21 protein-coding genes and 7 tRNA genes are annotated in these 22,922 nt (G+C 40.5%); 16 read left to right on the plus strand and 12 right to left on the minus strand.

Going from position 1 to position 22,922, the window contains the following annotated elements; all coding sequences use genetic code 11:
- Positions 1-8: 8 nt before the first annotated feature.
- Genes CTN07_RS02980 through CTN07_RS02990 form a run of 3 tightly spaced genes read right to left on the minus strand, consistent with a single transcriptional unit; the run spans position 9 to position 2,098 of the window.
- The gene (locus CTN07_RS02980; protein ID WP_036763548.1) at positions 9-446 is read right to left on the minus strand and encodes a YHS domain-containing (seleno)protein; all 438 of its coding nucleotides are present in this window, start codon (positions 444-446) and stop codon (positions 9-11) included.
- Between the two features lie 15 nt (positions 447-461).
- Complete coding sequence (locus CTN07_RS02985; protein WP_005298651.1) at positions 462-1,526, minus strand: hypothetical protein; 1,065 nt, start codon at positions 1,524-1,526, stop codon at positions 462-464.
- Complete coding sequence (locus CTN07_RS02990) at positions 1,526-2,098, minus strand: DedA family protein (protein ID WP_005298653.1); 573 nt, start codon at positions 2,096-2,098, stop codon at positions 1,526-1,528. The genes CTN07_RS02985 and CTN07_RS02990 overlap by 1 nt, the downstream gene beginning before the upstream one ends.
- Positions 2,099-2,224: 126 nt before the next feature.
- Between CTN07_RS02990 and CTN07_RS02995 the strand changes: the two genes are divergently transcribed.
- On the plus strand, positions 2,225-2,689 hold the full coding sequence (locus CTN07_RS02995) for a GAF domain-containing protein (RefSeq protein ID WP_036763558.1): 465 nt from the start codon (positions 2,225-2,227) through the stop codon (positions 2,687-2,689).
- Here CTN07_RS02995 and CTN07_RS03000 read toward each other — a convergent pair whose 3' ends face one another.
- Positions 2,690-3,307 carry a sugar O-acetyltransferase gene (locus CTN07_RS03000; protein ID WP_005298661.1) on the minus strand — a complete coding sequence of 206 codons (618 nt, stop codon included), beginning with the start codon at positions 3,305-3,307 and terminating at the stop codon, positions 2,690-2,692.
- A gap of 236 nt (positions 3,308-3,543) precedes the next feature.
- Here CTN07_RS03000 and yqfB point away from each other — a divergent pair, with 236 nt between their 5' ends.
- The 10 genes from yqfB to CTN07_RS03050 all read left to right on the plus strand — a co-directional run bounded on the left by yqfB (position 3,544) and on the right by CTN07_RS03050 (position 7,957).
- A complete protein-coding gene (yqfB, locus tag CTN07_RS03005) occupies positions 3,544-3,876 on the plus strand; it encodes a N(4)-acetylcytidine aminohydrolase (RefSeq protein ID WP_036763561.1) in 333 nt (110 codons plus the stop codon).
- A gap of 125 nt (positions 3,877-4,001) precedes the next feature.
- Positions 4,002-4,092 (plus strand) — tRNA-Ser (locus CTN07_RS03010).
- Positions 4,093-4,138: 46 nt separating this feature from the next.
- Positions 4,139-4,214: transfer RNA gene (locus CTN07_RS03015), tRNA-Thr, on the plus strand.
- An 11-nt stretch (positions 4,215-4,225) separates the two neighbouring features.
- Positions 4,226-4,310 (plus strand) — tRNA-Tyr (locus tag CTN07_RS03020).
- A gap of 7 nt (positions 4,311-4,317) precedes the next feature.
- Positions 4,318-4,393 (plus strand) — tRNA-Asn (locus CTN07_RS03025).
- Between the two features lie 264 nt (positions 4,394-4,657).
- Positions 4,658-6,199, plus strand: coding sequence for an AbgT family transporter (locus tag CTN07_RS03030; protein WP_005298663.1), 1,542 nt, complete (start codon positions 4,658-4,660; stop codon positions 6,197-6,199).
- A 13-nt stretch (positions 6,200-6,212) separates the two neighbouring features.
- Positions 6,213-7,430 carry a peptidase T gene (gene pepT / locus CTN07_RS03035; RefSeq protein WP_036764923.1) on the plus strand — a complete coding sequence of 406 codons (1,218 nt, stop codon included), beginning with the start codon at positions 6,213-6,215 and terminating at the stop codon, positions 7,428-7,430.
- 225 nt (positions 7,431-7,655) lie between these two features.
- A tRNA-Ser gene (locus CTN07_RS03040) sits at positions 7,656-7,746 on the plus strand.
- Between the two features lie 43 nt (positions 7,747-7,789).
- A tRNA-Tyr gene (locus CTN07_RS03045) sits at positions 7,790-7,874 on the plus strand.
- Between the two features lie 7 nt (positions 7,875-7,881).
- Positions 7,882-7,957: transfer RNA gene (locus tag CTN07_RS03050), tRNA-Asn, on the plus strand.
- Positions 7,958-8,178: 221 nt separating this feature from the next.
- Here the strand turns inward: CTN07_RS03050 and dcuC are convergent.
- Both dcuC and CTN07_RS03060 read right to left on the minus strand, forming a co-directional pair.
- Positions 8,179-9,546 (minus strand): anaerobic C4-dicarboxylate transporter DcuC, encoded by a 1,368-nt coding sequence (dcuC, locus tag CTN07_RS03055; protein ID WP_036763566.1) that lies wholly within the window; start codon positions 9,544-9,546, stop codon positions 8,179-8,181.
- A gap of 322 nt (positions 9,547-9,868) precedes the next feature.
- A complete protein-coding gene (locus CTN07_RS03060) occupies positions 9,869-10,744 on the minus strand; it encodes a LysR family transcriptional regulator (protein ID WP_005298667.1) in 876 nt (291 codons plus the stop codon).
- A gap of 107 nt (positions 10,745-10,851) precedes the next feature.
- Between CTN07_RS03060 and CTN07_RS03065 the strand changes: the two genes are divergently transcribed.
- Entirely contained in the window at positions 10,852-12,060 is a 1,209-nt protein-coding gene (locus CTN07_RS03065; protein WP_005298669.1) for an MFS transporter, read from the plus strand.
- 84 nt (positions 12,061-12,144) lie between these two features.
- Here CTN07_RS03065 and glpC read toward each other — a convergent pair whose 3' ends face one another.
- The 3 genes from glpC to glpA are packed head-to-tail and all read right to left on the minus strand — an operon-like array spanning position 12,145 to position 16,333.
- The gene (gene glpC / locus CTN07_RS03070; protein ID WP_005298671.1) at positions 12,145-13,356 is read right to left on the minus strand and encodes an anaerobic glycerol-3-phosphate dehydrogenase subunit GlpC; all 1,212 of its coding nucleotides are present in this window, start codon (positions 13,354-13,356) and stop codon (positions 12,145-12,147) included.
- A complete protein-coding gene (gene glpB, locus CTN07_RS03075; RefSeq protein ID WP_005298672.1) occupies positions 13,353-14,675 on the minus strand; it encodes a glycerol-3-phosphate dehydrogenase subunit GlpB in 1,323 nt (440 codons plus the stop codon). The genes glpC and glpB overlap by 4 nt, the downstream gene beginning before the upstream one ends.
- Positions 14,672-16,333: an anaerobic glycerol-3-phosphate dehydrogenase subunit A gene (gene glpA, locus CTN07_RS03080; protein ID WP_036763568.1), complete on the minus strand. Its 1,662-nt coding sequence runs from the start codon at positions 16,331-16,333 to the stop codon at positions 14,672-14,674. Before glpA ends, glpB begins: the two co-directional genes overlap by 4 nt.
- A 262-nt stretch (positions 16,334-16,595) precedes the next feature.
- On the opposite strand from glpA, the gene CTN07_RS03085 reads away from it, so the two are divergent.
- Complete coding sequence (locus tag CTN07_RS03085; RefSeq protein WP_036763571.1) at positions 16,596-16,871, plus strand: DUF1496 domain-containing protein; 276 nt, start codon at positions 16,596-16,598, stop codon at positions 16,869-16,871.
- Positions 16,872-16,959: 88 nt separating this feature from the next.
- Here CTN07_RS03085 and CTN07_RS03090 read toward each other — a convergent pair whose 3' ends face one another.
- A complete protein-coding gene (locus tag CTN07_RS03090; protein ID WP_005298676.1) occupies positions 16,960-17,514 on the minus strand; it encodes a hypothetical protein in 555 nt (184 codons plus the stop codon).
- Between the two features lie 142 nt (positions 17,515-17,656).
- Here CTN07_RS03090 and CTN07_RS03095 point away from each other — a divergent pair, with 142 nt between their 5' ends.
- Together CTN07_RS03095 and CTN07_RS03100 are read left to right on the plus strand one after the other, a co-directional pair.
- On the plus strand, positions 17,657-18,331 hold the full coding sequence (locus CTN07_RS03095) for an HI_1241 family integral membrane domain (protein WP_005298678.1): 675 nt from the start codon (positions 17,657-17,659) through the stop codon (positions 18,329-18,331).
- A gap of 145 nt (positions 18,332-18,476) precedes the next feature.
- Positions 18,477-18,665 carry a DUF4250 domain-containing protein gene (locus tag CTN07_RS03100; protein ID WP_005298680.1) on the plus strand — a complete coding sequence of 63 codons (189 nt, stop codon included), beginning with the start codon at positions 18,477-18,479 and terminating at the stop codon, positions 18,663-18,665.
- A 59-nt stretch (positions 18,666-18,724) separates the two neighbouring features.
- Here the strand turns inward: CTN07_RS03100 and CTN07_RS03105 are convergent, their stop codons facing one another.
- On the minus strand, positions 18,725-19,648 hold the full coding sequence (locus CTN07_RS03105; protein ID WP_005298682.1) for a LysR substrate-binding domain-containing protein: 924 nt from the start codon (positions 19,646-19,648) through the stop codon (positions 18,725-18,727).
- A gap of 214 nt (positions 19,649-19,862) precedes the next feature.
- Here CTN07_RS03105 and metE point away from each other — a divergent pair, with 214 nt between their 5' ends.
- Complete coding sequence (gene metE / locus CTN07_RS03110; RefSeq protein ID WP_005298683.1) at positions 19,863-22,172, plus strand: 5-methyltetrahydropteroyltriglutamate--homocysteine S-methyltransferase; 2,310 nt, start codon at positions 19,863-19,865, stop codon at positions 22,170-22,172.
- A gap of 145 nt (positions 22,173-22,317) precedes the next feature.
- On the opposite strand, the gene CTN07_RS03115 is transcribed toward metE, so the two are convergent.
- A complete protein-coding gene (locus CTN07_RS03115) occupies positions 22,318-22,770 on the minus strand; it encodes an META domain-containing protein (protein ID WP_005298686.1) in 453 nt (150 codons plus the stop codon).
- Positions 22,771-22,922: the final 152 nt, after the last annotated feature.

Consider the following 22,922-nt stretch of genomic DNA (forward strand, 5'->3'; position numbering starts at 1 on the left):
ACCTTCCGTTACTTAATCAATGCAGGCCAGTTGTGGTTAGCTTTAGTGATAAATCCGGGTATATCAGTAAGCCAAGTTTCTTGCACGCTTTTGTCGTAGTTAAGATAGAGCTTTCCATCAACGATTTTCCAATACTTAGGATTGCCCGGAGCAAGAGAATTATCCGCGCCAACTGCCCATGCACAATAACCACCATATTGAGGTGCATATTTGGTTGGATCTTGTTTAAATAATGCTAGATTCTCTTTGGAACTAAATAACCATGTTGCTCCTTGATATTCTGTATGAAATTGCTGATCGCCTTTAGTGGGTTTTCCCTCAGTAAAATACGAAACAACATCGTAACCATCGACAGCTTTACTACTGAAAATTTTGGTATAGATTGGATCTGCCGCATAGCTAGAAAAAGAAAACAATAAGCTAAAGATAAGTAATAGTTTTTTCATGGTTATTCCTTTTAATTAATACAGTTGTTGGTAATCCTGAACTAAGGCCCTTTCTTTTTTCCATGCAATTAATAAATGTTTTAACGAGGGAAGTGGATACCCATTTCTTCTGTGTAAGTCACCAATCTGATATAAAATTTTATACTGCTGGCAAAGCATTTTTATGGCAGGGAAGAAGGTTCCATTACTATCCCAAATATGAGCAGCTTCACTACTTGCTCCATTTATTTCTAAGATGGAAAAGTTTTCACCTTTTTGCAGACTGTCTAAATCCTTAAATTTAATATCGAGCCTGCCATAATAGAAACCGTCCATATCCAATAAAATTTCATTCATTGCTAAATTTAATTGATCGGTAATAAATTGATTGCCGTCTTTGAATATGGCTCCTCGACAATGATTACCAGTAAAAACCAGTTCCAGAATCTCGCCTTTAGGTAAAATCTCCGGTAAGCGTTGTGATAAGGCAGGAAAATAAAGGTGGGTTAGATGTTGTGCTCGCGGATCTTGTTCTATCAGTTGTTGAATAGAATTGATCCCATCTCCGATAATTGTGGGTAATATTTTCAAGGTAATCGAAAGAATAAAACCTAACTCCTGGTTTGGAAAACGGACATAGAAAATACCTGCTTCATGAGGCCAATCGGCTTTCTTTTGTAGTAAAAATTGTTGATGGTTCGGATAGTTATTTATATATGCGTGTAATTGTTCCGGTGAATTAATTAACTTAACACCTGCACCTCGACAACCAATATCGGGTTTCGCGACCACAGGAAAAGATAAATTGGCACCTTCTAGTTGGGCTAAATAATGGTCCAACTTCAAATCTATTTGCTTAATGCAGACAATATAAGGTTCTACCTTGGCTTTTCCTTTTGTGCCAAGTTGCTTAAAAACGGCTGATTTTTCTTCACCAACCATACCACTAAGCGCAATACCTGGGTTTGCAATCAAAGGTAGTGCCCAATGTTTATAACGAATGGAGAGATAAAGGCAATAGACTGCAACGGGTAAATACATCACCCATGAAGGTAAAAACTCAAACCAAGAGATTGATTTGTTTTTGAATAATATTTTCATTATAAGGCCGTTTTTTCTCTAATGTTTTTTTTTAATAAATAAATTAAACTCAGGGTGATAAGTAAGAATATGCCAAGTAGAAGTGTGGCAAGGTTAGGGTGGTCAAGTACTAATTGTTTAAATATATAAGCTAATGCGAATATCGCGCTAATCCAAATTGCTCCACTAAAAATTAATCCTTTAATCATAAGATTATGTGGTAATTGAATATAACCTAATACCATATAAGTAATTGTTCGAAATCCTGGTAAACAACGTGCAATGAAAATAGTTTGATAGCTTTTAGTTGAGCATAATGATTGTATTTTCTGCCAATATGGTTTACTTGAAATATAACGATATAAACTACGATGATGCTTTGCAGTTCGTCCCAGTAAATAAACACAGTAATCCCCGCTCATTAAACCAATAAATATCGATAAATAAGCAGTTGAAAAAGATAGTTCATCTTGAAGATATAACCCAGCAGCTAAAAATAGTGCAGCATCTTCCCAAATATATGAAATAAAGATAATTGAGAAAAATAAGATTAAAGGGTTATCTAATTGTAGCCATATCCAGTCCTTTATCATGACGATATTTAATATTAGAAAGTCATAAATTAGTTGACCGTATCTTTCAAAAAAATATTTCAAATCGTGAAAGTTATTTTTTCTCTTTTAGGTCTGATACAACAATACCAAAAAAAGGACGAAAAAATGGTGTTTACTAAATTACAAGAAGATCAATTACGTTGGGTGAAAACTCTTAACTTGCTTGCTCAACAATCTGGGATTCACTCGATTTTAGTGATGCAATCACATCCCGAGACAATGGAAGTGATATTTGCCAATGATCAGCCTGTTTATAGAGTAGGAGACCGAGGTCCCAAAAGTGTACAAGCTGGCTGTCATAAGCTCTATTGCGAACAGGTCGTTAATACGCAACAAGAGTTATTGGTTATGGACGCAAGTATCGATCCCCAGTGGCAAGGTAATGAAGATTGGGTGAAGTTTGGTTTAGGAACATATCTAGGTTTTCCACTTTTTTATGGTGATCAGGTTGTTGGTACTGTTTGTGCGTTACACGATAAACCCTATGATTTTTACCAAGGCGATCCAGCTGCCTATGAGCAGTTAACTAAGCTTAAGCAGCAGCTAGAACAGTCGATGCTTGGCGATTAATTAAATTGCAGCCAATACTTCATCATCAAAGCGTCGGTTTTGATAATAAAATTCACGGTCGCGCTCATTAATTGGGCGCAATACTTTGCAAGGGTTCCCAACCGCAACAACATTAGCTGGAATATCTTTCGTCACAATACTGCCAGCACCGATGACACTGTTTTCACCAATAGTGACCCCAGGTAAGACAACACAATGAGCACCCAACCAAACATTATCTTTAATATGCACTGGAATATTAAACTGAGAAACCTGTTTACGTAGTTCTGGTGTAATAGGGTGGCCTGCAGTGGCAATAGTGACATTTGGGCCGATCATCACATGGTTACCGATATAAATATGAGTATCATCAACCAATGTCAGATTGAAATTAGCATAAACACTGTCGCCCAAATGAGTATGTTTACCCCAGTTAGCGTGTAATGGCGGTTCGATATAACAATCTTTACCGACAGAGGCAAACATCTCTTTCATTAAAGCTTGTCGTTGCTCGATGTGTGATGGACGTGAGTGATTAAAGTCGTACAGTCGTTCTAAACATATGAGTTGCTCTTTAACGAGTTCGCTATCATCACAAAAATACACTTGCTGAGAGTGCATACGCTGCTTGCTGTCCATGGTTAATCCTTTAATGAGTTGAGCTGTCGATTATATACTCAAGTAGCTTCATGGAGCGAGATTCTACTTATCAATAAAGGGAGGATTTAGATACTCAGTTACTCTAAATTAGATATTGGTATAGAAAGATAAAATGTAACGATTTGACCATAACTGTAAATTGTGACATCTCTCTATTGTGCTTTTTTGCTATTCGCTGTATATCGAAGGGGAGTGTATGACTAAGGGTTAAAAGCATGTCCCAGGTTCCAACTAAAATTACGTTCTTTGAATGGTTAGCGCCATTGATTGTTTCTGGCAATAAAACCATTACGATTCGCGATGAGTCTGAAAGTTACTATCTACCTGGTAGTCAAGTTGAGGTCTTTACCTTAGAAACCAATAAAAAGTTTTGTGAAATCGAAATTGAGTCGGTTGAACCTATTTTGTTTGAGGAAATTAATGAATTTCATGCTCAACAAGAGTTTATGGAACTGCAAAATCTAAAGGATCTGATCAAAGAGATTTATCCAGACCAAGAGCAGCTCTATGTAATTGCCTATAAATTGCTAGCGGTTACTGATAAGTAAAAGAAATATCAGCTGTTTTTGCCTTATTTTAGATCAGTTCCTCAAAACTAGAGTATTTGTTGCTCAAACGGTTGTTTTTGGGGTTTACAAGGTAAAAACAGTTCTATATTATTCGCTGCATCTGCGGAGGGATGGCTGAGTGGTTGAAAGCACCGGTCTTGAAAACCGGCATACGTTTGTAGCGTATCTAGGGTTCAAATCCCTATCCCTCCGCCATTTATTCTTTAAGTTTGGATTTTCCGAGCTTAAGTAAAAGATATGTGCCGACTTAGCTCAGTAGGTAGAGCAACTGACTTGTAATCAGTAGGTCACCAGTTCGACTCCGGTAGTCGGCACCATTAATAATTTGGGTGGGGTTCCCGAGTGGCCAAAGGGAGCAGACTGTAAATCTGCCGGCACTGCCTTCGAAGGTTCGAATCCTTCCCCCACCACCATTATTATTCCTCCTTAGTTCAGTCGGTAGAACGGCGGACTGTTAATCCGTATGTCGCTGGTTCAAGTCCAGCAGGAGGAGCCAAATTAAGCCATCCAGTTTGTTCTGGGTGGCTTTTTTTCTATCTGCCTTCATATAAAATCATTAGCATAGTACCATTCCGCTATCAAATGCTCGGTATTCTGTGAATATTCCCACCTTGTATAATGTTTTTTAGTTGTATCTTTCTTGTTGAAAGGGTTCGAAAAACAAACAGAGTTCTGGTGTTTTAGTCACTCTATTTTGCATTGTCTATTTTTGAACTAAAAAGATAATGAAGCTATCTCTGCAATTAATTAGGATAGCGTTATGACAATGGATGTTGATGTTTTAAAACCGAGTAAGCGAAGTTGGCTTGATAATATAGAGGCGATAGGTAATAAAATTCCCGATATAACAATGTTGTTTTTTATGGCAACCCTGTTGTGTATTGGACTTTCTGCTGTTTTGTCTTGGTTTACCTTTGAGTATATTCACCCCTTAACCAAACAACCGATTGAAGTGATTAATCTTTTTACTTCTTCTGAGCTGATGGCTCTTTTTACTTCAATGGTGAAAAACTTTGTTAATTTTCCTCCTCTGGGTATCGTTATTGTTGCTACGTTAGGCATAGGTATTGCTGAAGGCTCTGGCTATATCTCTACTGCACTGAAAAAGCTGCTTTCTTTTGTTCCTTTATCGGTGGTGACTCCTTCGGTTATTTTTATTGGCATTTTAGCTCACGTAGCTTCTGATTCGGCTTATGTCATTCTAATGCCAGTCTCTGCTTATATCTTTTATAAAACAGGTAAACATCCTTTAGCGGGTATTGCGGCTGGGTTTGCTGGCCTTGCTGGTGGTTTTACCGCATCTTACACTCCATCGATTATTGATCCTATCCTTGCAGGCTTTACTGAAACTGGGGCTAGGGTGCTAGATCCAACTTATTCGGTGAACGTGCTGTGTAATTTCTTTTATTCGTTTGCTTCAACTTTTGCCGTGATCGGTTGTTGTTGGTATGTGACCGATAAAATCGTAGAGCCAAGATTAAAAAAATCGATGCCGATTGATGTTGCTCAACAAGATGAAAGTAGCGAAACATTAACGGCTAAAGAGACAAAAGCATTTAAGGTAGCTAACTATTCAATGTTGGCTTTAGTGGCGGTGGTGGTTGCCTTGATGGTGCCTGAAAACTCACTATTTAGAGCACCTGATGGGTCATTAACCAGTCCTCAAGCTCCTGCTATGCAAGTGATTGTTCCTCTGCTATTGGTCTTTTTTGCTTTACCTGGCTTGGTTTATGGTTTTGTGAGTCAGCGTTTTCAAAGTGCTAAAGATGTCACTAAATCAATGGAGAATATTACTGCATCACTGATTTCTTTTATTGTTTTTGCTTTCTTTTGTGCGCAATTCTTATATTGCTTTGGTAAATCAAACATTGGCAGTTTAATTGCTCTATCAGGTGCAGAAGCATTAAAAGCCATCAACTTACCGGGTCAAGTGACGATTCTAGGTGTGATTTTGCTAACCGCTTGTCTAAACCTGATCATTACCTCTGCTTCTTCTAAATGGGCCATTTTAGCGCCAGTATTAGTGCCTATGTTGATGGCTGTGGGCTTATCACCAGAGCTAACACAAGCGGCATTTCGTATTTCAGACAGTGCCGTAAACGTTAGCACGCCAATGTTTGCGTTTTATCCTCTAATTATTTCTTATATGCAGCGTTATTCTAGTCAATCGGGGATCGGAACCTTAGTGTCGATGATGGTGCCGTATTCAATTGGTTTATTGGTTACCTTAACGGCCATGCTGTATCTATTCTGGGGGCTGGACATTCCTCTTGGCTTTAATAGCGGTTATACCTATGGATAAGTGGGTGGGACAAATGAATATTCAACAAACATTAATCAATAATTTCACTCGCTATGTGGCAGTGAGTAGCCAATCTGATGCCAGTAATTTAGCCGTTCCATCATCAGAAGGACAGCGTGAGTTAGCGACATTGCTTAAGTCTGAATTGATGGATATGGGGTATCACGATACAGAACTATTACCTAACAGCATTTTGATTGCTCGAATACCGGGAGAGGCATCGTTACCTAAGATAGGTTTTGTTGCACATTTAGATACGGTTGATGTGGGGCTAAGTGCTGAGATTAAGCCGCAAGTTTTACATTACGCAGGTGAGCCACTTTGTCTCAATGAAGCTCTAGGCATCCATATCAGTGAAGCTTCTCACCCAGAGTTGGCGAAGTACCGTCAGCAAGATATTCTTTTTTCTGATGGTACCAGTGTTTTGGGAGCGGATAATAAGTCTGCAATTGCAATTTTGATGACGCTAGCCCAAGAGCTTTCTCAACAAACAGCAGTGCATGGTGATATCTATTTTGCTTTTGTTCCCGATGAGGAAATTGGTTTACGTGGCGCGAAACAGTTAGATTTAGCCCAGTTCCCGGTTGATTTATGTTACACCATAGATTGTTGTGAACGGGGGGAGGTTATTTATGAGACCTTTAATGCTGGTAGTGCAAAACTTACTGTTGATGGGATCACCGCTCACCCGATGAGTGCGAAGAATGTTTTAGTGAACCCTAACTTAGTTGTGGCTGATTTTATTTCTCTGCTAAATGATATGGGTAAGCCTGAGCAAACCGCAGAGCGAGAAGGGTACTTTTGGGTTACAGATATTATGGGTAATCAAAATAGTGCATCTGCGATGGTTGCTATTCGTGATTTTGATTTAATGAACTATGAGCAGCGTAAATCTTACCTTATGTCGTTGGTCGATTTTTTGCAGATCAAACACCCTAAGGCAGTGATTGAGTTGGATATTCAAGATGTGTATAGCAATATTGCTCAAGCTATGGGGGTGAATACCCAAGCTTTAACGCGTTTGTATCAGGTGCTTGAGCAGTTAGAGATTCCTGCTAAAACAATTGCAATGCGAGGCGGTACCGATGGGTCGGCGTTATCTGTCAAAGGGTTGTTTACGCCAAACTTCTTTACCGGAGCACATAATTTTCACAGCGCTTTTGAGTTTTTGCCAATTTCTTCTTTTGTTGATAGCTACAAGGTGGCACGAGCTTTGGTATTAACTCAATAACCTAAATAGATAAACGCTATTTTTAGTTTCAAGCATAAAACCCTGCCAATAATAAACGCAGGGTTTTGTTTGAATCATCACCAATAGTCAGAACGCAAATTAATCAGTTTCTTATCGTGTGATAAAAATAGCTAAATTATTGGTTTAACTGGTTATATGATGCGCAGTTAAATAAAAAGATACTTTACAACAGCTCAGCTCTTCTATATTATTCATCGCACTTGCGGAGAGATGGCTGAGTGGTTGAAAGCACCGGTCTTGAAAACCGGCATACGTTTGTAGCGTATCTAGGGTTCAAATCCCTATCTCTCCGCCACTTATTTTAAAGTTGGGTTTTACCGAGCTTTAGCAAAAAATTTGGTGGGGTTCCCGAGTGGCCAAAGGGAGCAGACTGTAAATCTGCCGGCACTGCCTTCGAAGGTTCGAATCCTTCCCCCACCACCATTATTATTCCTCCTTAGTTCAGTCGGTAGAACGGCGGACTGTTAATCCGTATGTCGCTGGTTCAAGTCCAGCAGGAGGAGCCAAATTAAGCCATCCAGTTTGTTCTGGGTGGCTTTTTTTCTATCTGTCTATTATCTACTTGCCTATCCGATTACTCGATCTCTGTTTATCTATTATTCGAACGTTTTCCCAGCATTCACCTTTTCAAATTACTGGATGTATCTTTTTGTATTTTCAGATAAACAAAACCCCATGATGCGAAACACCATGGGGTTAATGATTTGCTTTGGTTTTAAACTAAAGCTTAAGCGTACATAGGTACCAGAACCATAGTACCGACGATAACAGTAATTAGACCTGCGATAACCGGAACAACAGTACGCTTAACCACATCAAATGGGCTAATTTGTGCCATACCAGATGTTGCAACGATAACACCAGATACTGGTGAAATAGTACGACCTAAGTTAGACGCTTGTAGCATAGGGATAATTAGGAAGGCAGGGCTTAGACCTAGCTTACCTGCTAGCTGTGGTGCAAGTTCTACAAACGCGTAGAATGGTGCATTACCTGAACCTGTTGCAATTGCTGCTGCAACTGTTAATGCTGTTAGAAGTAGCATTAGAGCAACACCACCAGCGCCCGCTTCGTCTGCAAGATGCAGTAGGTTATCGATAGCACCGACTGACATTAGACCTTGAGCAAACACACCTGCGGCAACTAATAGCATTACCACGCCTTTAAACGCATCGCCCATACCGGCGTAGCACGATTCAAGATTTTCTAAAGTTAGCTTACCATTTAAACGGTTTGTCGCGTAATCGACTAAAGCACCGATAGTGATAGATAAAACAACGATAGTGTAGATATCTAGTTTTAAGCCAGGGATAGTTTCACCGTTGAAAACAAAAACACCGATGATTGGTAGGAAAGGCAAGATAGCGTAGTAGCTTGGTGCCTTCACTTCCATATGAGAAATGTCTACTTTCTCCATTGGAGTGTTGTTTTTCTTATCTAGATACTTGTTCCAGAAAAATGCAGCTACTGCCATAACGATGATGGCGCAGATAGAGACAGGAAGAACGGTTTCTACCGCAAATACATGCAGAGGTAGACCCGATTTTTCTGCTGCAACGACAACGTCACCAGATGTTGGCGATAAAATGATTGCCGCTGGTGAAGCACACACAGCCGCCGCCGCTGGGCGAGAAATACCCATTGCTGTCATCATTGGGAATAGGGTCGCCATTAATAGCACACCAAGACCTGTTGCAGAACTTACCGCAAGAGACATTAGACAGGCAACAATGTATGCCGCAACTAATAAGATGTAAGGTGATTTGATAAACGACAGTGGTTTAGAAAATTGTTTTACAACGACGTTGTTGGCACCAATGTGAGTCATATAGCTTGCAAAACCACATAGCAACATGATCTGTAAGCCCAGGCCGCCCCCACGGTACTGAAGCATGTATTTCACATACTCAAGAGAATCGGTAAATAGATTACCTGTTGATGTTACCTTTGCCGGTAGGATAGTGTGACCTAATATACCTGCAATAATAAGCAGTGAAATACCGGCAGTTAATAGCACACCAGCTGCTTTGTATCCCTTCACAATGAAATAGCCTACGGCAATGGTGATTGCCAGACCAATCAATAATTCCAACATGGGAATGTCCTCATTTAAACCACTGTTACAAACAAAAAAAGCAATATTGTGAACCAATAATGCAAAAATTTTACAAATTATGTATTGGGCAATGTAGCGAAAAAAATTGCTTGTAACGATACCTATCTGCAAAAGTTATGATCTGAGACAGAAATTATTTTGCGATGTTAAATTAGTGCTACAGACATGAAAAGACTTCAAAAATGAGCTGTAAATATAAAATTAAGGTTATTATTCTCGCCAATTGTTATAAAAAACTAACAAGATAATAAAATTGTTGCTTATGGCTGCTAACGTATTGTGATGTAAATGAAATTAATTCTTATTTTTGACAATGTTGTTTAACAAAGTCCATAAAAGTTCTTTCGGCAAGTGAAAGATACCCGGTTTTACGCCAAGCCATTGCGATATCGAGATAAACTGGTGTAGCAAAAGGTACCGCAGTCACTCCAGATTCATGCTCTGTTACAAGCTCTAGTAAGGCTGATACAGCAAAATCATGACGAACGATGTTTAAGATCATCGGTAATAAATTGGTCTCAAATGAGATCTTTGGCTCAAGTTGATAGTCGCTACATACTCGATCAATAAATTCACGGTGGAAATATCCGGTCTTAAACATCACCATCTCTTGTTGAAAAAAATCATCAAAATTAACCTGATTCTGTTGAGCAAAAGGGTGCTCTGGGCTAACAACGGCCACCATTTGTGAAGTGAGTAGATGTTCAACATTCAGAGAGTCGGGCACATTTTCATTGATAATAACCCCAAGATCGAGTTCACCATCTACCAACATTTTTCGAATTGATTGAGTACCTGCCTCGACCATGGTCAACTTTAAGTTTGGATAACGGCTTTTAAACCCCATTAAGATTTGAGGGAAAAAGTAAGATCCCAGCATACTCGGTACACCTAAACGAACTTCTCCTTTTTCTAATCCTCGTAGTTCTGCCATGGCAATATTGGCATCTTTTAACTGTTGAAGAATGATCTTTGCATGTTGCAGTAACACTTCACCTTCATGAGTTAGAGTGATTTTTCGCTCATTACGATGAAATAAGTCGAGTTCAAGCTGTTGTTCTAATTTCTTAATCGCAACGCTGAGCGCGGGTTGAGCAATATGAAGCTTTTCTGCAGCTTTGGTAAAATTGCCCGCTTCGGCAAGAGCATGGAAATAGGTGAGCAGTCGAGTATCCATTTACTATAATCTTTGTTTATAGAAGTTATAGTTATTATATATTTTAACTATCGAGAGTAAATTGCTACTTTTATCGCAGATATCATTTCTTTAATAGGCTATATGCGATGATTGAGAAAAATACTCCCGCATACCGACGAGCGAGCTTTGCCTTGGCATTTGGCTCTTTTCTTGTGTTTTGTAACCTCTACCTTTTTCAGCCCATGCTTCCGGTAATGGCGCAGCATTTTGCAGTGAGCGAAACACAAATAAACTGGTTACTTGCCGGAGGAACGCTCATGTTAGCTATTACGCTTGTTCCTTGGGCGGTGGGTTCTGAAATCATTGGTCGCCGAAAAGTGATGATGATAAGTCTCTTTTTATTACCCGTTATTGGAGTTGCGATGGTGTTTGCCGACAATCTCTTTTGGCTGACAATTGCTCGGGCTTTAATGGGCGCGGCACTTGCGGGATTTGCAGCGGTTGCGGTGGCTTATATGGCAGAAGAGTTTACGCCAACGGCTTTGATGCTTGCTGTCGGAAGTTATATCAGTGCTAACTCACTAGGGGGTATTTCTGGTCGTTTATACGGCGGCTTTATGACGGAGCATTTCGGTTGGCATGCTGCCGTGATTGGTATGGCAATATTTAGCTTATTTGGCGCGTTATTAGTAAATTATTTACTGCCACAGCAACAGCATTTTGTCGCCAAAAAAGGTCAATTAAAACAACATACGCAAGCGGCTATTTTCCATCTACGCCAACCTAAATTGTGGTTCGCTATGATTCTTGGCGGAATTAACTTTGCTCTATTTGTTAACCTCTATTCTGTGATGGGGTTCCGTCTGGTTGCGCCACCTTATAATTTACCTGTAAGTTACGCTTCAATGATTTTTCTCTGTTATTTAACAGGTACGGTAACAGCACGTTTAAGTGGTCGCTGGGCTGAAAAATTTGGTTCTATTTCGGGCATGGTACTCGGTATTACTATCAGTATGCTGGGTATGTGGGTTGCACTGATTGATTCTATCTATGCGATGTTAATTGCCTTGCTATTGATCAGTTCTGGCGCATTTTTAACGCACTCATTGGCTTATGCTTGGGTTAGTCATAAGGCGACCGACGCCAAAGCAACGGCAACGGCACTGTATTTAGTTCACTATTATGTTGGTGGCAGCTTAGGTGGATTTTTCTTAATTTATTGCTGGCAGCACGGTGCATGGCTTGGTGTTGTTACTGGTGGCTCGGTTTTATATTTATTGGCTTATGTTATTTGCTGGTGGTTACATCGCTCTCATACTTCCCAAGTTAATCAATCGGTTGCTACTGCGAAATAAAAAAACGCAGCACTAATCGGGGGGAAGTGCTGCGTTAAGATCAATAATAGAGGAAGTGTTAATTATTGTTATAAGCTTAATAAATTAATCAGCTAAAGCCATCGCTAATAAAGAGATTGGATGGATGGTTTCTAGCTGTGTGTTCTCTTCAATTTGCCACTTACATGTTTCACAGTCGGTAATTGCAAAATCGGCATCCGCAGCTTTGATTTGTTCAAATAAGTCGTGACCTATCTTCATTGAAGTGTCGTAGTTTTCAGTCTTAAAGCCGTAAGTTCCGGCAAGACCACAGCATTGACTATCAAGCACTTGAAGTTCTAGCCCAGGGATCATTTTAAGCAGTTCGATGGTGTATAAGGTTCCACCCATGCGCTCAAGGTGACATGGTGTGTGGTAAACCACTTTTTTATTAATTGGCTTCATTTTTGGCATATTGCCGTTCATGAACTCTTTCAATAAAAACTTCGTCACATACTCAATTTTGTTGGCTACTTTGCTGTTATCAACCTTTAATACATGAGGATATTCTTCGCGTAATGTAAAGGCGCAAGTGGAAGAGGTTGAGACGATAGTTGAATCATACTGCTCAATGGCTTGTTCAAAGTTTTTAACATTAAGACGAGCGTTTTTCTTCGCTTTATCAAAGAATCCATTAGCAATTAGAGGTACGCCGCAGCATTTCTCTTTACCCATCAACTGGACGCCTAATCCCATTGCATTCATCACTTTGACAAAATCTTTACCTTGGTCTGGATTGTTATAATTTACATAGCAACCGTGGAAATAGTGCACATGACGAGTAAAGTTTTGCTGTTCTTGACCGTGTTTTTTATACCAGCCACGGAAAGTACCGTGAGAGTATTTCGGTAAGCTTTTATGGTCATGTACACCAATGGTTTTATGCATGATGGTTTTGACCGGCTTTGATCCTGTTACTGCATTGATAACCGGCGCAAAAGGTGTTGCAACAGTACCCATTAAATCGGTGTGACTTAAGACAAAATCACGAATTGTTTTAATGTTCAGATCCATTTTGGCATGCTGATCACGAGCTGAAGCAATCAGATCACCAATTTTCACACCCGATGGGCAGGCGGTTTCACAGCGCTTGCAGTTGGTACATAACTTTAGGGTTTCATCATAAAAATCAGGGCTTTTAATACGTAAGCGTTCGCCATCTGGTCCACACTGTTTTGGGCCCGGATATTGAGGATTGGCTTTAGCAACAGGGCAGTAGACGGTACATACTGTACATTTAATACATTGGTCGAAACTGGTGTCTTTTAGTAGGCTCATGCTGTTGCCCCTTCTACTTGTTGCTCTGTTTGCTGGTGTTGCTTGATAATTTGTTCTGCGACATAAAAACCGGTACTGATGGCTACGCCACTGCCACAGCCTTGGAATACAGGATCATAATGGGCCATAAGTGCTCCGGCACAATAGAGGTTTTCTATCGTTTGACCTTGAATACTTGGTTGTAACTGGGTATTAGATTCAATACCAATGGCCATAAATGGATGTGCTTGCTTGGCAAAAAACTGTTTTTGATACCAGTGATCGCGGTGCGAGTTTTCTGCCATATCTAAGTTGAAAATAGGCTCTTCGATATGCGTTCTATGAGCGGTCATTCCTTTACTGAAGAAACTGCCCGTTGCAATTAGGTAGTGCTCTGCTTGAAGAGGCATATCCCAATGGTTACGAGTAAAAATATGTTTTAAACGACCGTGTTCGAAGACGCCTTGCTTAACTTCATCACCCACTAAGATTAAACCACCTAATGATTTGAAATAGGCCTTCATCGCTTCTTCTATACGAATACCCAATAATGATGGCGGCATAGTGGGTAGTTCACAAATGTTGTAGCCTGTTAGCTCCTCTAGACGCTTAATTACTTTTGCGCCATCGCCATTACCAAACACAGCGGGAACGACAACAAGATCTGCGCGACCAACCCGAATTTTCATATCATCAGCAAAGACTTTTAATTTGGCTTCATCTTTGAGTACTCGGCCAATATCGATTGAACGAAATTCACAAGGATTACGCTGCATTTTGGCAAAATCGGGTAGTTCAACTGCGGCGGTTATGATCTCAACATGGTTAAATTGAGACAGTTTGCGAAGATTATCTGCCGCCAATTCTGGTTGAAAATCACGGAATCCATCCATGGTCACTAAAGCAAGGCGCTGAATACCTTTACTTAAATTATGCAGAGGGAAGGGGTGTACAGTTTGTTGTGATAACCAAGTTGCACGAAATGTTCCCATTGGCGTTAAACGTAAGTGGTTGGTGAAATCTGCTTGATGGCTAAGTTCAATACCACGTTTTGCCATGGTGTGTTGATACCACTCAAGAGCACGTTTCACAACATCTGAACCCAGTTTACTGTAGGGATGATTTGGGCTTTGTAGTGCCAGCTCAGTAAAGGCATCAAACGGTTTTTCAACTAATTGACCATCGGGTAGACGGCTAAGTAAATCAATTGATCCTGATGAAAAATGAAGGGCACTTTGGCCTGCTGCAACAACGGCGGTTTTTAAGCCAGCTTCAGCACAACGAATCGCACCACTTAAGCCAGCAACGCCACCGCCAATTACTAAAGTATCAAATTTCATAATGCGGCCTCGTCTGTGTATTGCTGTTGTTGTGGGTTTTGTTCATCGGTTTGTGGAATATCGCTAACACCAAATAAGCCTTCATAAATCCAATAGGTAAATTCGCCTTCGCGTAGGGCATCACCCCAGAAAACAGGTTTGATCCCTTTCCAGCGCTCTTCTAAGAAATGTTGTAATAATTGACTTGCTTGGGTACCAGTTGCATCGCCATATTCGGCAAAGAGACCTGCGGCACGGTAAGAGCATAACTCGCCTTGACAAGGACCCATACCAACCCGAGTTCGACGACGTAGATCAACGAGGTTATGAACATCTAGCTCTTTGATTGCGTATTCCACTTCGCCACTGGTCACCATTTCACATTCACAGATAACCGCTTGGCTTTTCTTCTCTTCTTTGAGGAATTTTGCGGCGCGTTCACCATGACGGTAATACGCTGATTGGTAGACGGGTTTAGCAAGGCTTGCGGTATGTTTAATGTTATCTGATGCCTGCTCAGAACCAGGAAGCGGTTTCTCATGGGTAATACAAGGCATCGTATTGCCCAGCTTTTTCGCAACAAGATCGGTCGTCCATTCTGCCATCATGCGATAAGTCATAAGCTTACCGCCGGTAATGGTGATAAATCCGTCCATACCATCGCGTTCATGGTGATCAAGCAGAACAATACCTCGACTGATATTTCGACCGCTGGTATCGCCATCTACGGCAACAAGTGGGCGAACACCAGCATAGGCTCGAAGGACGCGGGTATTGGCCATAATTGGCGCAAGTTTAGTGCCTTCTTCAAGTAAGATATCAATCTCTTTACTGGTGACATGAAGATCATCAATTTTGTCATAATCAATACGTTCAGAAGTGGTACCAATAAGAGAGATGGTATCACCTGGTACCAAAATATCGGCATCGGATGGTTTACGACAGCGGTTGATCACCAAATTGTTAATGCGGTAATCCAGGATCAATAGGGATCCTTTGGCTGGGAACATTTTGATATTAAGATCGGCATACTCACAAATTTGTTGGCCCCAGATCCCCGCGGCATTGACTACCTGTTTTGCACGTATCTCAAAGTGTTCGCCTGTTTTTAAATTTAGGCAATTAACCCCTTTTACCGTATGTCCATCACGAATGAGGCTAGTTACCATAGTGTGGTTAAATAATCGAGCACCATGCTCAACCGCATCAATTACGTTTGACGCTGCTAATCGGAATGGATCTAAGGTGCCATCTGGAACTTTGACTGCACCAATTAGGTTAGGGTTACAGTTTGGCTCAAGACGTAGGGCTTCTTGAGGGGTTAATTGTTCTACGTCAATATCGGCTTGCTGACACGATGTAATAAATTGTTTTTGGAAATCGAGATCATCATCAGGCAAAGAGATAAAGAGACCTTGTGTATCTTCAACACAGTGACGGGCTATTTTTTTCAGGATTCGGTTTTCGACAATACACTCACGAGCAGATTCACTGTCTGTTACCGCATAGCGAGCACCAGAGTGAAGTAGGCCGTGATTTCGACCGGTTGTACCAGAGGCGAGATCATCCTTTTCGATAAGTATGCAGTTGATGCCACGTAGTGCACAGTCACGCATAATGCCTGTACCTGTTGCGCCACCACCAATAATTACGACGTCTGTTTCAAACCAACTAGTCATGTTCGTTTTCGCTTATTGTTGTTTTTTTGCTCACACAGAACCGCATGGATTCCTTTCTTGTGGCTAAATATGCCATTTTTTATGGGGGTATTATTTGATCGGTACCTCAAAATGCGCGAACGAACATTATTTAATGAACGAAAACGCAAAAACTTTGAACTTGAGCGTATTACTTTTATCGTGAATGCTGTTTATTTTAATTTGAAACTGTATATTCTTTATTCATCATAGGCATAGATAGTTCGCTGTAAGGAGTCACTATATGAATAAGAAGTTAATTGGACTGTTTGCTCTGCTTTGTTCTGGCGTTGTATCGGCTGCGACCTACTCAACACCAGTAAAACCTGTGGTTGTGGTTAATGATGGCTTATTAGGACAGCGAGTTTGCTATTACGATGGGAAATCGTTCTCTCTTGGTTCAATTCTGCAGGTGGGTAAGCATTATATGATCTGTAAAGAAGCCTTTGATTATGAATCGAATGGCAATTTGCGTTGGTATCCACTAGATGAAGATAAGGCATCATCGAGTAAGAAATAGCGGATATACCCAAGTAATTCTCGCTAAATGATGTTGTCTGAATAGACTTGGGTATATAAGGCGCTAAGGGGAAAAGGAATTAGTACCGTTATTTTTTGAGCACCAGTTGATTGTTATCTAAAACATAAACTTGAGATTTGGCAACATCAGCAGGTAGGGCATAAGGCGTGTTTTCGCCGTGGGTTTTGTAATCGATCTGGATCGTGACAGGATCGGTTTTAAGTATATTGATCTTTTCAACTGCAATTCGATCGCCAATAAACACATTTGCAACATTATTGAGTTTGTTGGCATTTTCTTTAAATAAAGCTAAATAATAGAAAGATCCGCTACCTGAATTGGTCATGATAAAGGTTGAGGCTAAGTAATTATTGCTTTGTTTAATCTGATTGGTGTCTAGATAAATAGTGCTGTTATCTCCTTCATCTTCTCCTTGGTAATGACCAACAAGATAAGGTTGTTGCTGCAACTTCTCTATTGCATCTAAATGAATGGATGATTGAGTATCTGGCACCATGACTTGCCAATGTTGAGGATGCTTAACTAACTGAGTTAAGGGTTCTGATTCGTTGTTTTGCGCCCCAACATAAAGACTTCCTGCACCTAAAATAATTGCGGTTGTTAATAAAGCCCATTTTTTCATGACTGATCCTCGTTGTTTACGTTTTATACTCAGCTACTTGAGGTTACTTGGGTATATTAAGGATAGGACAAGATTCGGTATTTTTAGTTTCTTCTGTTATTGAGTATACTTTGTGCCATTCTCTGTTTAGATTTTTATTATTATGGCAACGGGTTACCTAACATTTCTTATTCCTGCACTGCTAGGTGCACAACTGGTGTTTTCTCTTGTTTTAACCAAAGGGGAAATTTGTCCTGGACAACGTGGACGAGTACATAAAACCCTTCCGGTATTGCTGCTCGGTTGGATTATTGCAACGATTGCTCAACCTTTTGCTGTTCTTCCTTTTTTAGCGCTAGCTTTTTTTACAGTAAAAGTAAAAACCGGTAAAACACGTGATGCGGGACCAATTAAAGCCCTTTATGGTGCCGATGTTCTTGCCGCTTTTTGTTGGCTTTTACTTCTCCCATCAATGACATTAGCGCAAACTGGGTTAAGTCTTGTTTCTATTGTGCTATTTGGTGCTTTAGTCGGTCACTTATTGTTGACACAAGCGCGTACTCGATTACAAGCTTTTCATAAGATTCTGCCTTTTGCGGGGTTTGCGAGTGGTATCTTGGCTGTTTTGTGCTTATGTGCCCATATGATGACATTGAGTGAGCAACAAGTAAGCCAATTAACGGGATCATTTATTGCTGCATTGGTATTGCTGGTAGCGAGTCTTTTAGTATGGGTTGGTCATATTCTGCTACATAAAACGGTGAATAAGTGGCAGTTGTTGGTAGCTCTTGCTCTTTTGATTCTTTCTGGTGCTATTCAGCTTAATTTATTTTATTGATTTTTAGCGTTAAAACTTAGCGCCCAAATTCTGTAAACATTGAGCCTTGTCGATTTGTGATATCGGTGAGGCTTTTTTTGGTCTCTTTATTGTTATAGCGACTATTCTTAATAAGGTGGTTACCTATTTTAGGGTTGGAGGTTATATGGAGATCAATAACTTACTAGGTATGGATGGTAACATTGTTATCGGTATTGTTAATGAAAGACTGCGTTTAGAATGTTGCAGTATGGATGAGCTTGTTAGCCGTTATGAGCTTGATCAAGATGAATTAACAGAAAAAATGGCACAAATGGGGTATCAATACGACCCTCTTACCAATCAATTTCGCTAAAAGTGTTATTCGCAATATCATCACATTGGTAAACCGCAACCTCAATATACGAGCCTAGGCTATTTGTGTATTGAGGTTGTTTTTATATCGGCTAAATGGTGCTGACACTGCTCTTTAGCGGTAGCAAAGAAGGCTTGTAAATAAGGCTTTTTCTTATCTGCTTCTCTTACTGCGGCAAATAAACGTCGCCATAGTCCTTGCTCTAACGGTTTACTGCTAATCAATCCTTGCTTGGCAAAATCATCTACAGCCCAGTTTGGTAGAGCGGCAACACCTAAGTTTGCTGAAACCATTTGAATCAACATTAAAGTATTATCTGCTTGTTTCCATTGCCGTGGCTCGATGTGGGCAGGCTGTAGAAAATGTTTAACGAGATCAAGGCGCTTTTTCTGCACTGGATAACTGATTATGGTTTGCGATTGCAGATCTTGCGGTGTTATCGACGTTAGTTTGGCAAGAGGTGAGTGATTCGCAACAATTAATCGCATTTCAAAATCAAAGAGTGGCTCGTAGTGAATATCGCTGCGAGTTTGAATATCAGATGTGATCACAAGATCTAACTCGCCTGATGCCAATGCTGGTATGGGTTCAAAACTAAAGCCAGAAGAAAAATCGAGGCCGACATTTGACCAATGGCGCTGATATTCTTTTAAAGCAGGCATGAGCCATTGAAAACATGAATGGCACTCAATAGCCATATGTAAACGACCCGAATTACTTTGCTGTAGATCTGAGATATCTGTTTCTGCTTGAAAGATTTTTGGGATGATCTCATCGGCTAAAGTTAATAAGCAGTGGCCCTCTTGCGTAAATTTCACCGGGCGAGTTTTTCGTAAAAAAAGTTGGCAACCGAGTCTTAATTCAAGATCTTTGATTTGATGAGATAGAGCCGATTGAGTGAGGCACAGTGTATTTGCAGTGGCACTCAATGAGCCAGTTTCTCGTAATGTTGTTAGGGTTTTGAGGTGTTTGAGTTCAATCATACAACAACGATCCTTGTTATTTTATGAGTCATTAGATATTCACTGTAACGTGTAACTATGGAGCTGTAAACATCTAGACGTCTATAATGTCAATGTTAGTAAGTTGAGTAAATTTCATAATCTACTTCAATTCTTTGTGATTGTTATCACTTCTTGCTTCCCGCAAGGTAAAGGCTAATCAGAACGTAATGGAATAACGTAAAGGGATTGCACGATGACAATAAACAAAACAAAAACGCATATTTTAGGATTTCCGCGTATTGGTAAAAAACGTGAGTTGAAGTTTGCGCTAGAGAAATATTGGCGCCAAGAGATATCTCAATCTGAATTGCTGGATGTTGGCAGTAAAATTCGAATTGAGAACTGGCAACTGCAACAGCAAACGGGATTAGACTTTGCGACTGTTGGTGATTTTGCTTGGTATGATCATGTACTTGGAACCAGTCTTTTGCTTGGTCACATACCAAAGCGCCACCAACACGGTTTTCCTACCTTAGATACGTTATTTGGTATTGCTCGTGGTAAAACGGCAACCGGTTGTGGCTGTGCTGCGGGTGATATGACCAAGTGGTTTAATACAAATTATCACTATATTGTGCCCGAATTTAGTGCAGATGATCGTTTTACTGTGAGTTGGCCACAACTGTTTGAAGAAGTGGCTCAAGCTCAAGCTGCGGGGCATCAAGTAAAGCCCGTTTTATTAGGACCGCTGTCTTATCTTTGGCTAGGAACAGAAAAAGATGAGGATCCTAATTTTGACCGTCTTTCATTACTGCCAAGGCTTATTGCTGCGTATCAACATATTCTGAGTAAATTAAAAGCGTTGGGGGTTGAGTGGGTTCAAATTGATGAGCCAATACTGTCGTTAGAGTTACCTACCAATTGGATTCATTCATTTAAGTTAACTTATCAGATGCTTCACGGTTACAGTAAATTGTTGCTGGCCACTTACTTTGATGATGTTACCTCGCAGTTAGATAAAATAGTCGAATTGAATATTGATGGAATTCATATCGATGCGGTCAGTTCGCCGAGTCAATTGAGTCAGGTTGCCAATGCAATTCCAAATCACTGGGTGCTTTCTGCTGGTGTGATTAATGGCAGAAATGTTTGGCGGGCAGATTTAGCATCTTGGTTGGAAGTGTTAACCCCGATTAAAGCCTTGCTAGGAGAACGCTTGTGGTTAGCCAGTTCTTGTTCTCTGCTGCATAGTCCAATTGAGTTATCACAAGAGAGTAAACTTAATCCTGAGGTAAAACAGTGGTTTGCTTTTGCTCATGAAAAATGTCATGAACTATCTTTACTGGCAAGAGCGCTGGATGGAGAAGACGAAGCTAAAGCTCAATGCCGAACATACAGCGAAGTGATTCACTCGCGCCAGAAAAATACTGAAGTCAATAATAGCGAAGTACAACAGCGAGTGAATAACACTGATTTTTCTAATAGTTCGCGAGCTGTGAGTTTTAGCCAACGAAAAGTATTGCAACAGAATAAATTACAACTGCCGCTGTATCCGACAACGACCATAGGTTCTTTTCCTCAAACTGGTGAGATCCGCACTCAACGTCGAGACTTTAAAGCGGGCCGTCTGGATAAAACAAGTTACGATGCGGCAATGAAAGCACAGATAAGAGATGCAATAGCAAGACAAGAGCGTCTCGGTTTAGATGTGCTGGTTCATGGCGAAGCAGAGCGTAATGATATGGTCGAGTATTTTGCTGAACATTTGGCTGGTTTTGTCTCTACTCAGTTTGGATGGGTTCAAAGTTATGGTTCGCGTTGTGTGAAGCCTGCGATTGTGGTGTCTGATATTTATCGTTCTCAGCCGATTACGTTAGAGTGGGCGAGTTATGCTCAGTCTCTAACTGATAAACCCGTGAAAGGCATGCTTACCGGGCCGGTAACGATTTTAGCTTGGACTTTCCCAAGAGAAGATATTTCAAAACAAGAGATTGCAAATCAAATTGCATTGGCTTTACGAGATGAAGTAGATGATTTGCAACAGCAGGGTATTGCGATTATCCAGATTGATGAGCCTGCTCTACGCGAAGGGTTACCTTTAAAAGAATCACAGTGGGAAGCGTATTTAACTTGGGCGGTGAATGCATTTAAGGTCGCTGCAGGTAGTGCTAAGCCAGAGACTCAGATTCATACACATATGTGTTACAGTGAGTTTAATCATATTATTTCTGCTGTGGCGGATCTTGATGCCGATGTGATTACGATTGAAACTTCTCGCTCTGATATGGCATTGCTGGGTGCTTTTGAAGCGTTTAATTACCCAAATGATATTGGACCGGGAGTGTATGATATTCATTCACCCAATATTCCGAGTAAACAAGCAATTATTGATCTGTTAACCAAAGCGGAGCGATGGATTGAACCACAAAAATTATGGGTAAATCCTGACTGTGGTTTAAAAACACGAAACTGGCAGGAGTGTGAGGCCGCCCTTGAAGTGTTAGTTGATGCTGCCAAAGAATTACGACTGCGATATCACCAAACAATGTTGCATACCGCATAACATTGCTTACCGTATAACAAACAAAAACCGAGTAGGTAAACCTAATCATTGATTTGGTGGCTACTCGGTTTGTTATTTTTTACTCTATTTTTCTGCTCTCTCTATGCTTACTCGCTTTTACAGCTTGCAGGTAGACGGCAAAAAATTACTCAGCGTCTTGGTTTTCCGCTTTGCGAGTAAAAGTTAATTTGTGTTTTGGTGACTGAAGAGTCAGAGTATCACCAGCAACTTTAGCTGTGCTCCAGTTGCTTAGTGCTTCTGTAATAGTGCCTTCAACAAGCATCGCTGGCTCTGGACATGCCATCATTGTCATACCCATTTTCTCAATGCGTAGTTGGCCGTCTTTTAGTTCAGCTTGACCAAAGTAACGGTTACAGCCAGAGTGACCGCTTGCACCTAGATCCTTTGATAGCTCAAGAGTTGGTGCTACATCAGGTTCTGCCATATTTAGAACTTGGTTATCAACTTCTGTTAGAACCCAAGTTTGACCCGTTAACTCTGCCGCAGTTGCAGGTTTTGCTGGTGTATTTACGTTGTTGCTCGCACATGCTGCTAACATCATAGGAAGTGCCAATACTGTAAGTAAACGCTTTTTCATTATCTAGTCCTGATATTTTATTATGTTGCGTATCGAGCGAGAATAGCGAATATCCCTATTGTTGCTCGTTGCAATCGAAAGATGAAGTGATGAGTCGATCAACAAGATCACCACATAAATACACTTCAACTTCTTCTAATTCAGTCATGCCA

The organism is Photobacterium damselae (assembly GCF_003026815.1).
GTDB classification, from domain to species: domain Bacteria; phylum Pseudomonadota; class Gammaproteobacteria; order Enterobacterales; family Vibrionaceae; genus Photobacterium; species Photobacterium damselae.

What these genes read in the sequence shown, in the direction of transcription:
- CTN07_RS02980 (WP_036763548.1), bottom strand. Translation starts at nt 446, where the DNA reads ATGAAAAAACTATTACTTATCTTTAGCTTATTGTTTTCTTTTTCTAGC.
- CTN07_RS02985 (WP_005298651.1), bottom strand. Translation starts at nt 1,526, where the DNA reads ATGAAAATATTATTCAAAAACAAATCAATCTCTTGGTTTGAGTTTTTA.
- CTN07_RS02990 (WP_005298653.1), bottom strand. Translation starts at nt 2,098, where the DNA reads ATGATAAAGGACTGGATATGGCTACAATTAGATAACCCTTTAATCTTA.
- CTN07_RS02995 (WP_036763558.1), top strand. Translation starts at nt 2,225, where the DNA reads ATGGTGTTTACTAAATTACAAGAAGATCAATTACGTTGGGTGAAAACT.
- CTN07_RS03000 (WP_005298661.1), bottom strand. Translation starts at nt 3,307, where the DNA reads ATGGACAGCAAGCAGCGTATGCACTCTCAGCAAGTGTATTTTTGTGAT.
- yqfB (WP_036763561.1), top strand. Translation starts at nt 3,544, where the DNA reads ATGTCCCAGGTTCCAACTAAAATTACGTTCTTTGAATGGTTAGCGCCA.
- CTN07_RS03030 (WP_005298663.1), top strand. Translation starts at nt 4,658, where the DNA reads ATGACAATGGATGTTGATGTTTTAAAACCGAGTAAGCGAAGTTGGCTT.
- pepT (WP_036764923.1), top strand. Translation starts at nt 6,213, where the DNA reads ATGAATATTCAACAAACATTAATCAATAATTTCACTCGCTATGTGGCA.
- dcuC (WP_036763566.1), bottom strand. Translation starts at nt 9,546, where the DNA reads ATGTTGGAATTATTGATTGGTCTGGCAATCACCATTGCCGTAGGCTAT.
- CTN07_RS03060 (WP_005298667.1), bottom strand. Translation starts at nt 10,744, where the DNA reads ATGGATACTCGACTGCTCACCTATTTCCATGCTCTTGCCGAAGCGGGC.
- CTN07_RS03065 (WP_005298669.1), top strand. Translation starts at nt 10,852, where the DNA reads ATGATTGAGAAAAATACTCCCGCATACCGACGAGCGAGCTTTGCCTTG.
- glpC (WP_005298671.1), bottom strand. Translation starts at nt 13,356, where the DNA reads ATGAGCCTACTAAAAGACACCAGTTTCGACCAATGTATTAAATGTACA.
- glpB (WP_005298672.1), bottom strand. Translation starts at nt 14,675, where the DNA reads ATGAAATTTGATACTTTAGTAATTGGCGGTGGCGTTGCTGGCTTAAGT.
- glpA (WP_036763568.1), bottom strand. Translation starts at nt 16,333, where the DNA reads ATGACTAGTTGGTTTGAAACAGACGTCGTAATTATTGGTGGTGGCGCA.
- CTN07_RS03085 (WP_036763571.1), top strand. Translation starts at nt 16,596, where the DNA reads ATGAATAAGAAGTTAATTGGACTGTTTGCTCTGCTTTGTTCTGGCGTT.
- CTN07_RS03090 (WP_005298676.1), bottom strand. Translation starts at nt 17,514, where the DNA reads ATGAAAAAATGGGCTTTATTAACAACCGCAATTATTTTAGGTGCAGGA.
- CTN07_RS03095 (WP_005298678.1), top strand. Translation starts at nt 17,657, where the DNA reads ATGGCAACGGGTTACCTAACATTTCTTATTCCTGCACTGCTAGGTGCA.
- CTN07_RS03100 (WP_005298680.1), top strand. Translation starts at nt 18,477, where the DNA reads ATGGAGATCAATAACTTACTAGGTATGGATGGTAACATTGTTATCGGT.
- CTN07_RS03105 (WP_005298682.1), bottom strand. Translation starts at nt 19,648, where the DNA reads ATGATTGAACTCAAACACCTCAAAACCCTAACAACATTACGAGAAACT.
- metE (WP_005298683.1), top strand. Translation starts at nt 19,863, where the DNA reads ATGACAATAAACAAAACAAAAACGCATATTTTAGGATTTCCGCGTATT.
- CTN07_RS03115 (WP_005298686.1), bottom strand. Translation starts at nt 22,770, where the DNA reads ATGAAAAAGCGTTTACTTACAGTATTGGCACTTCCTATGATGTTAGCA.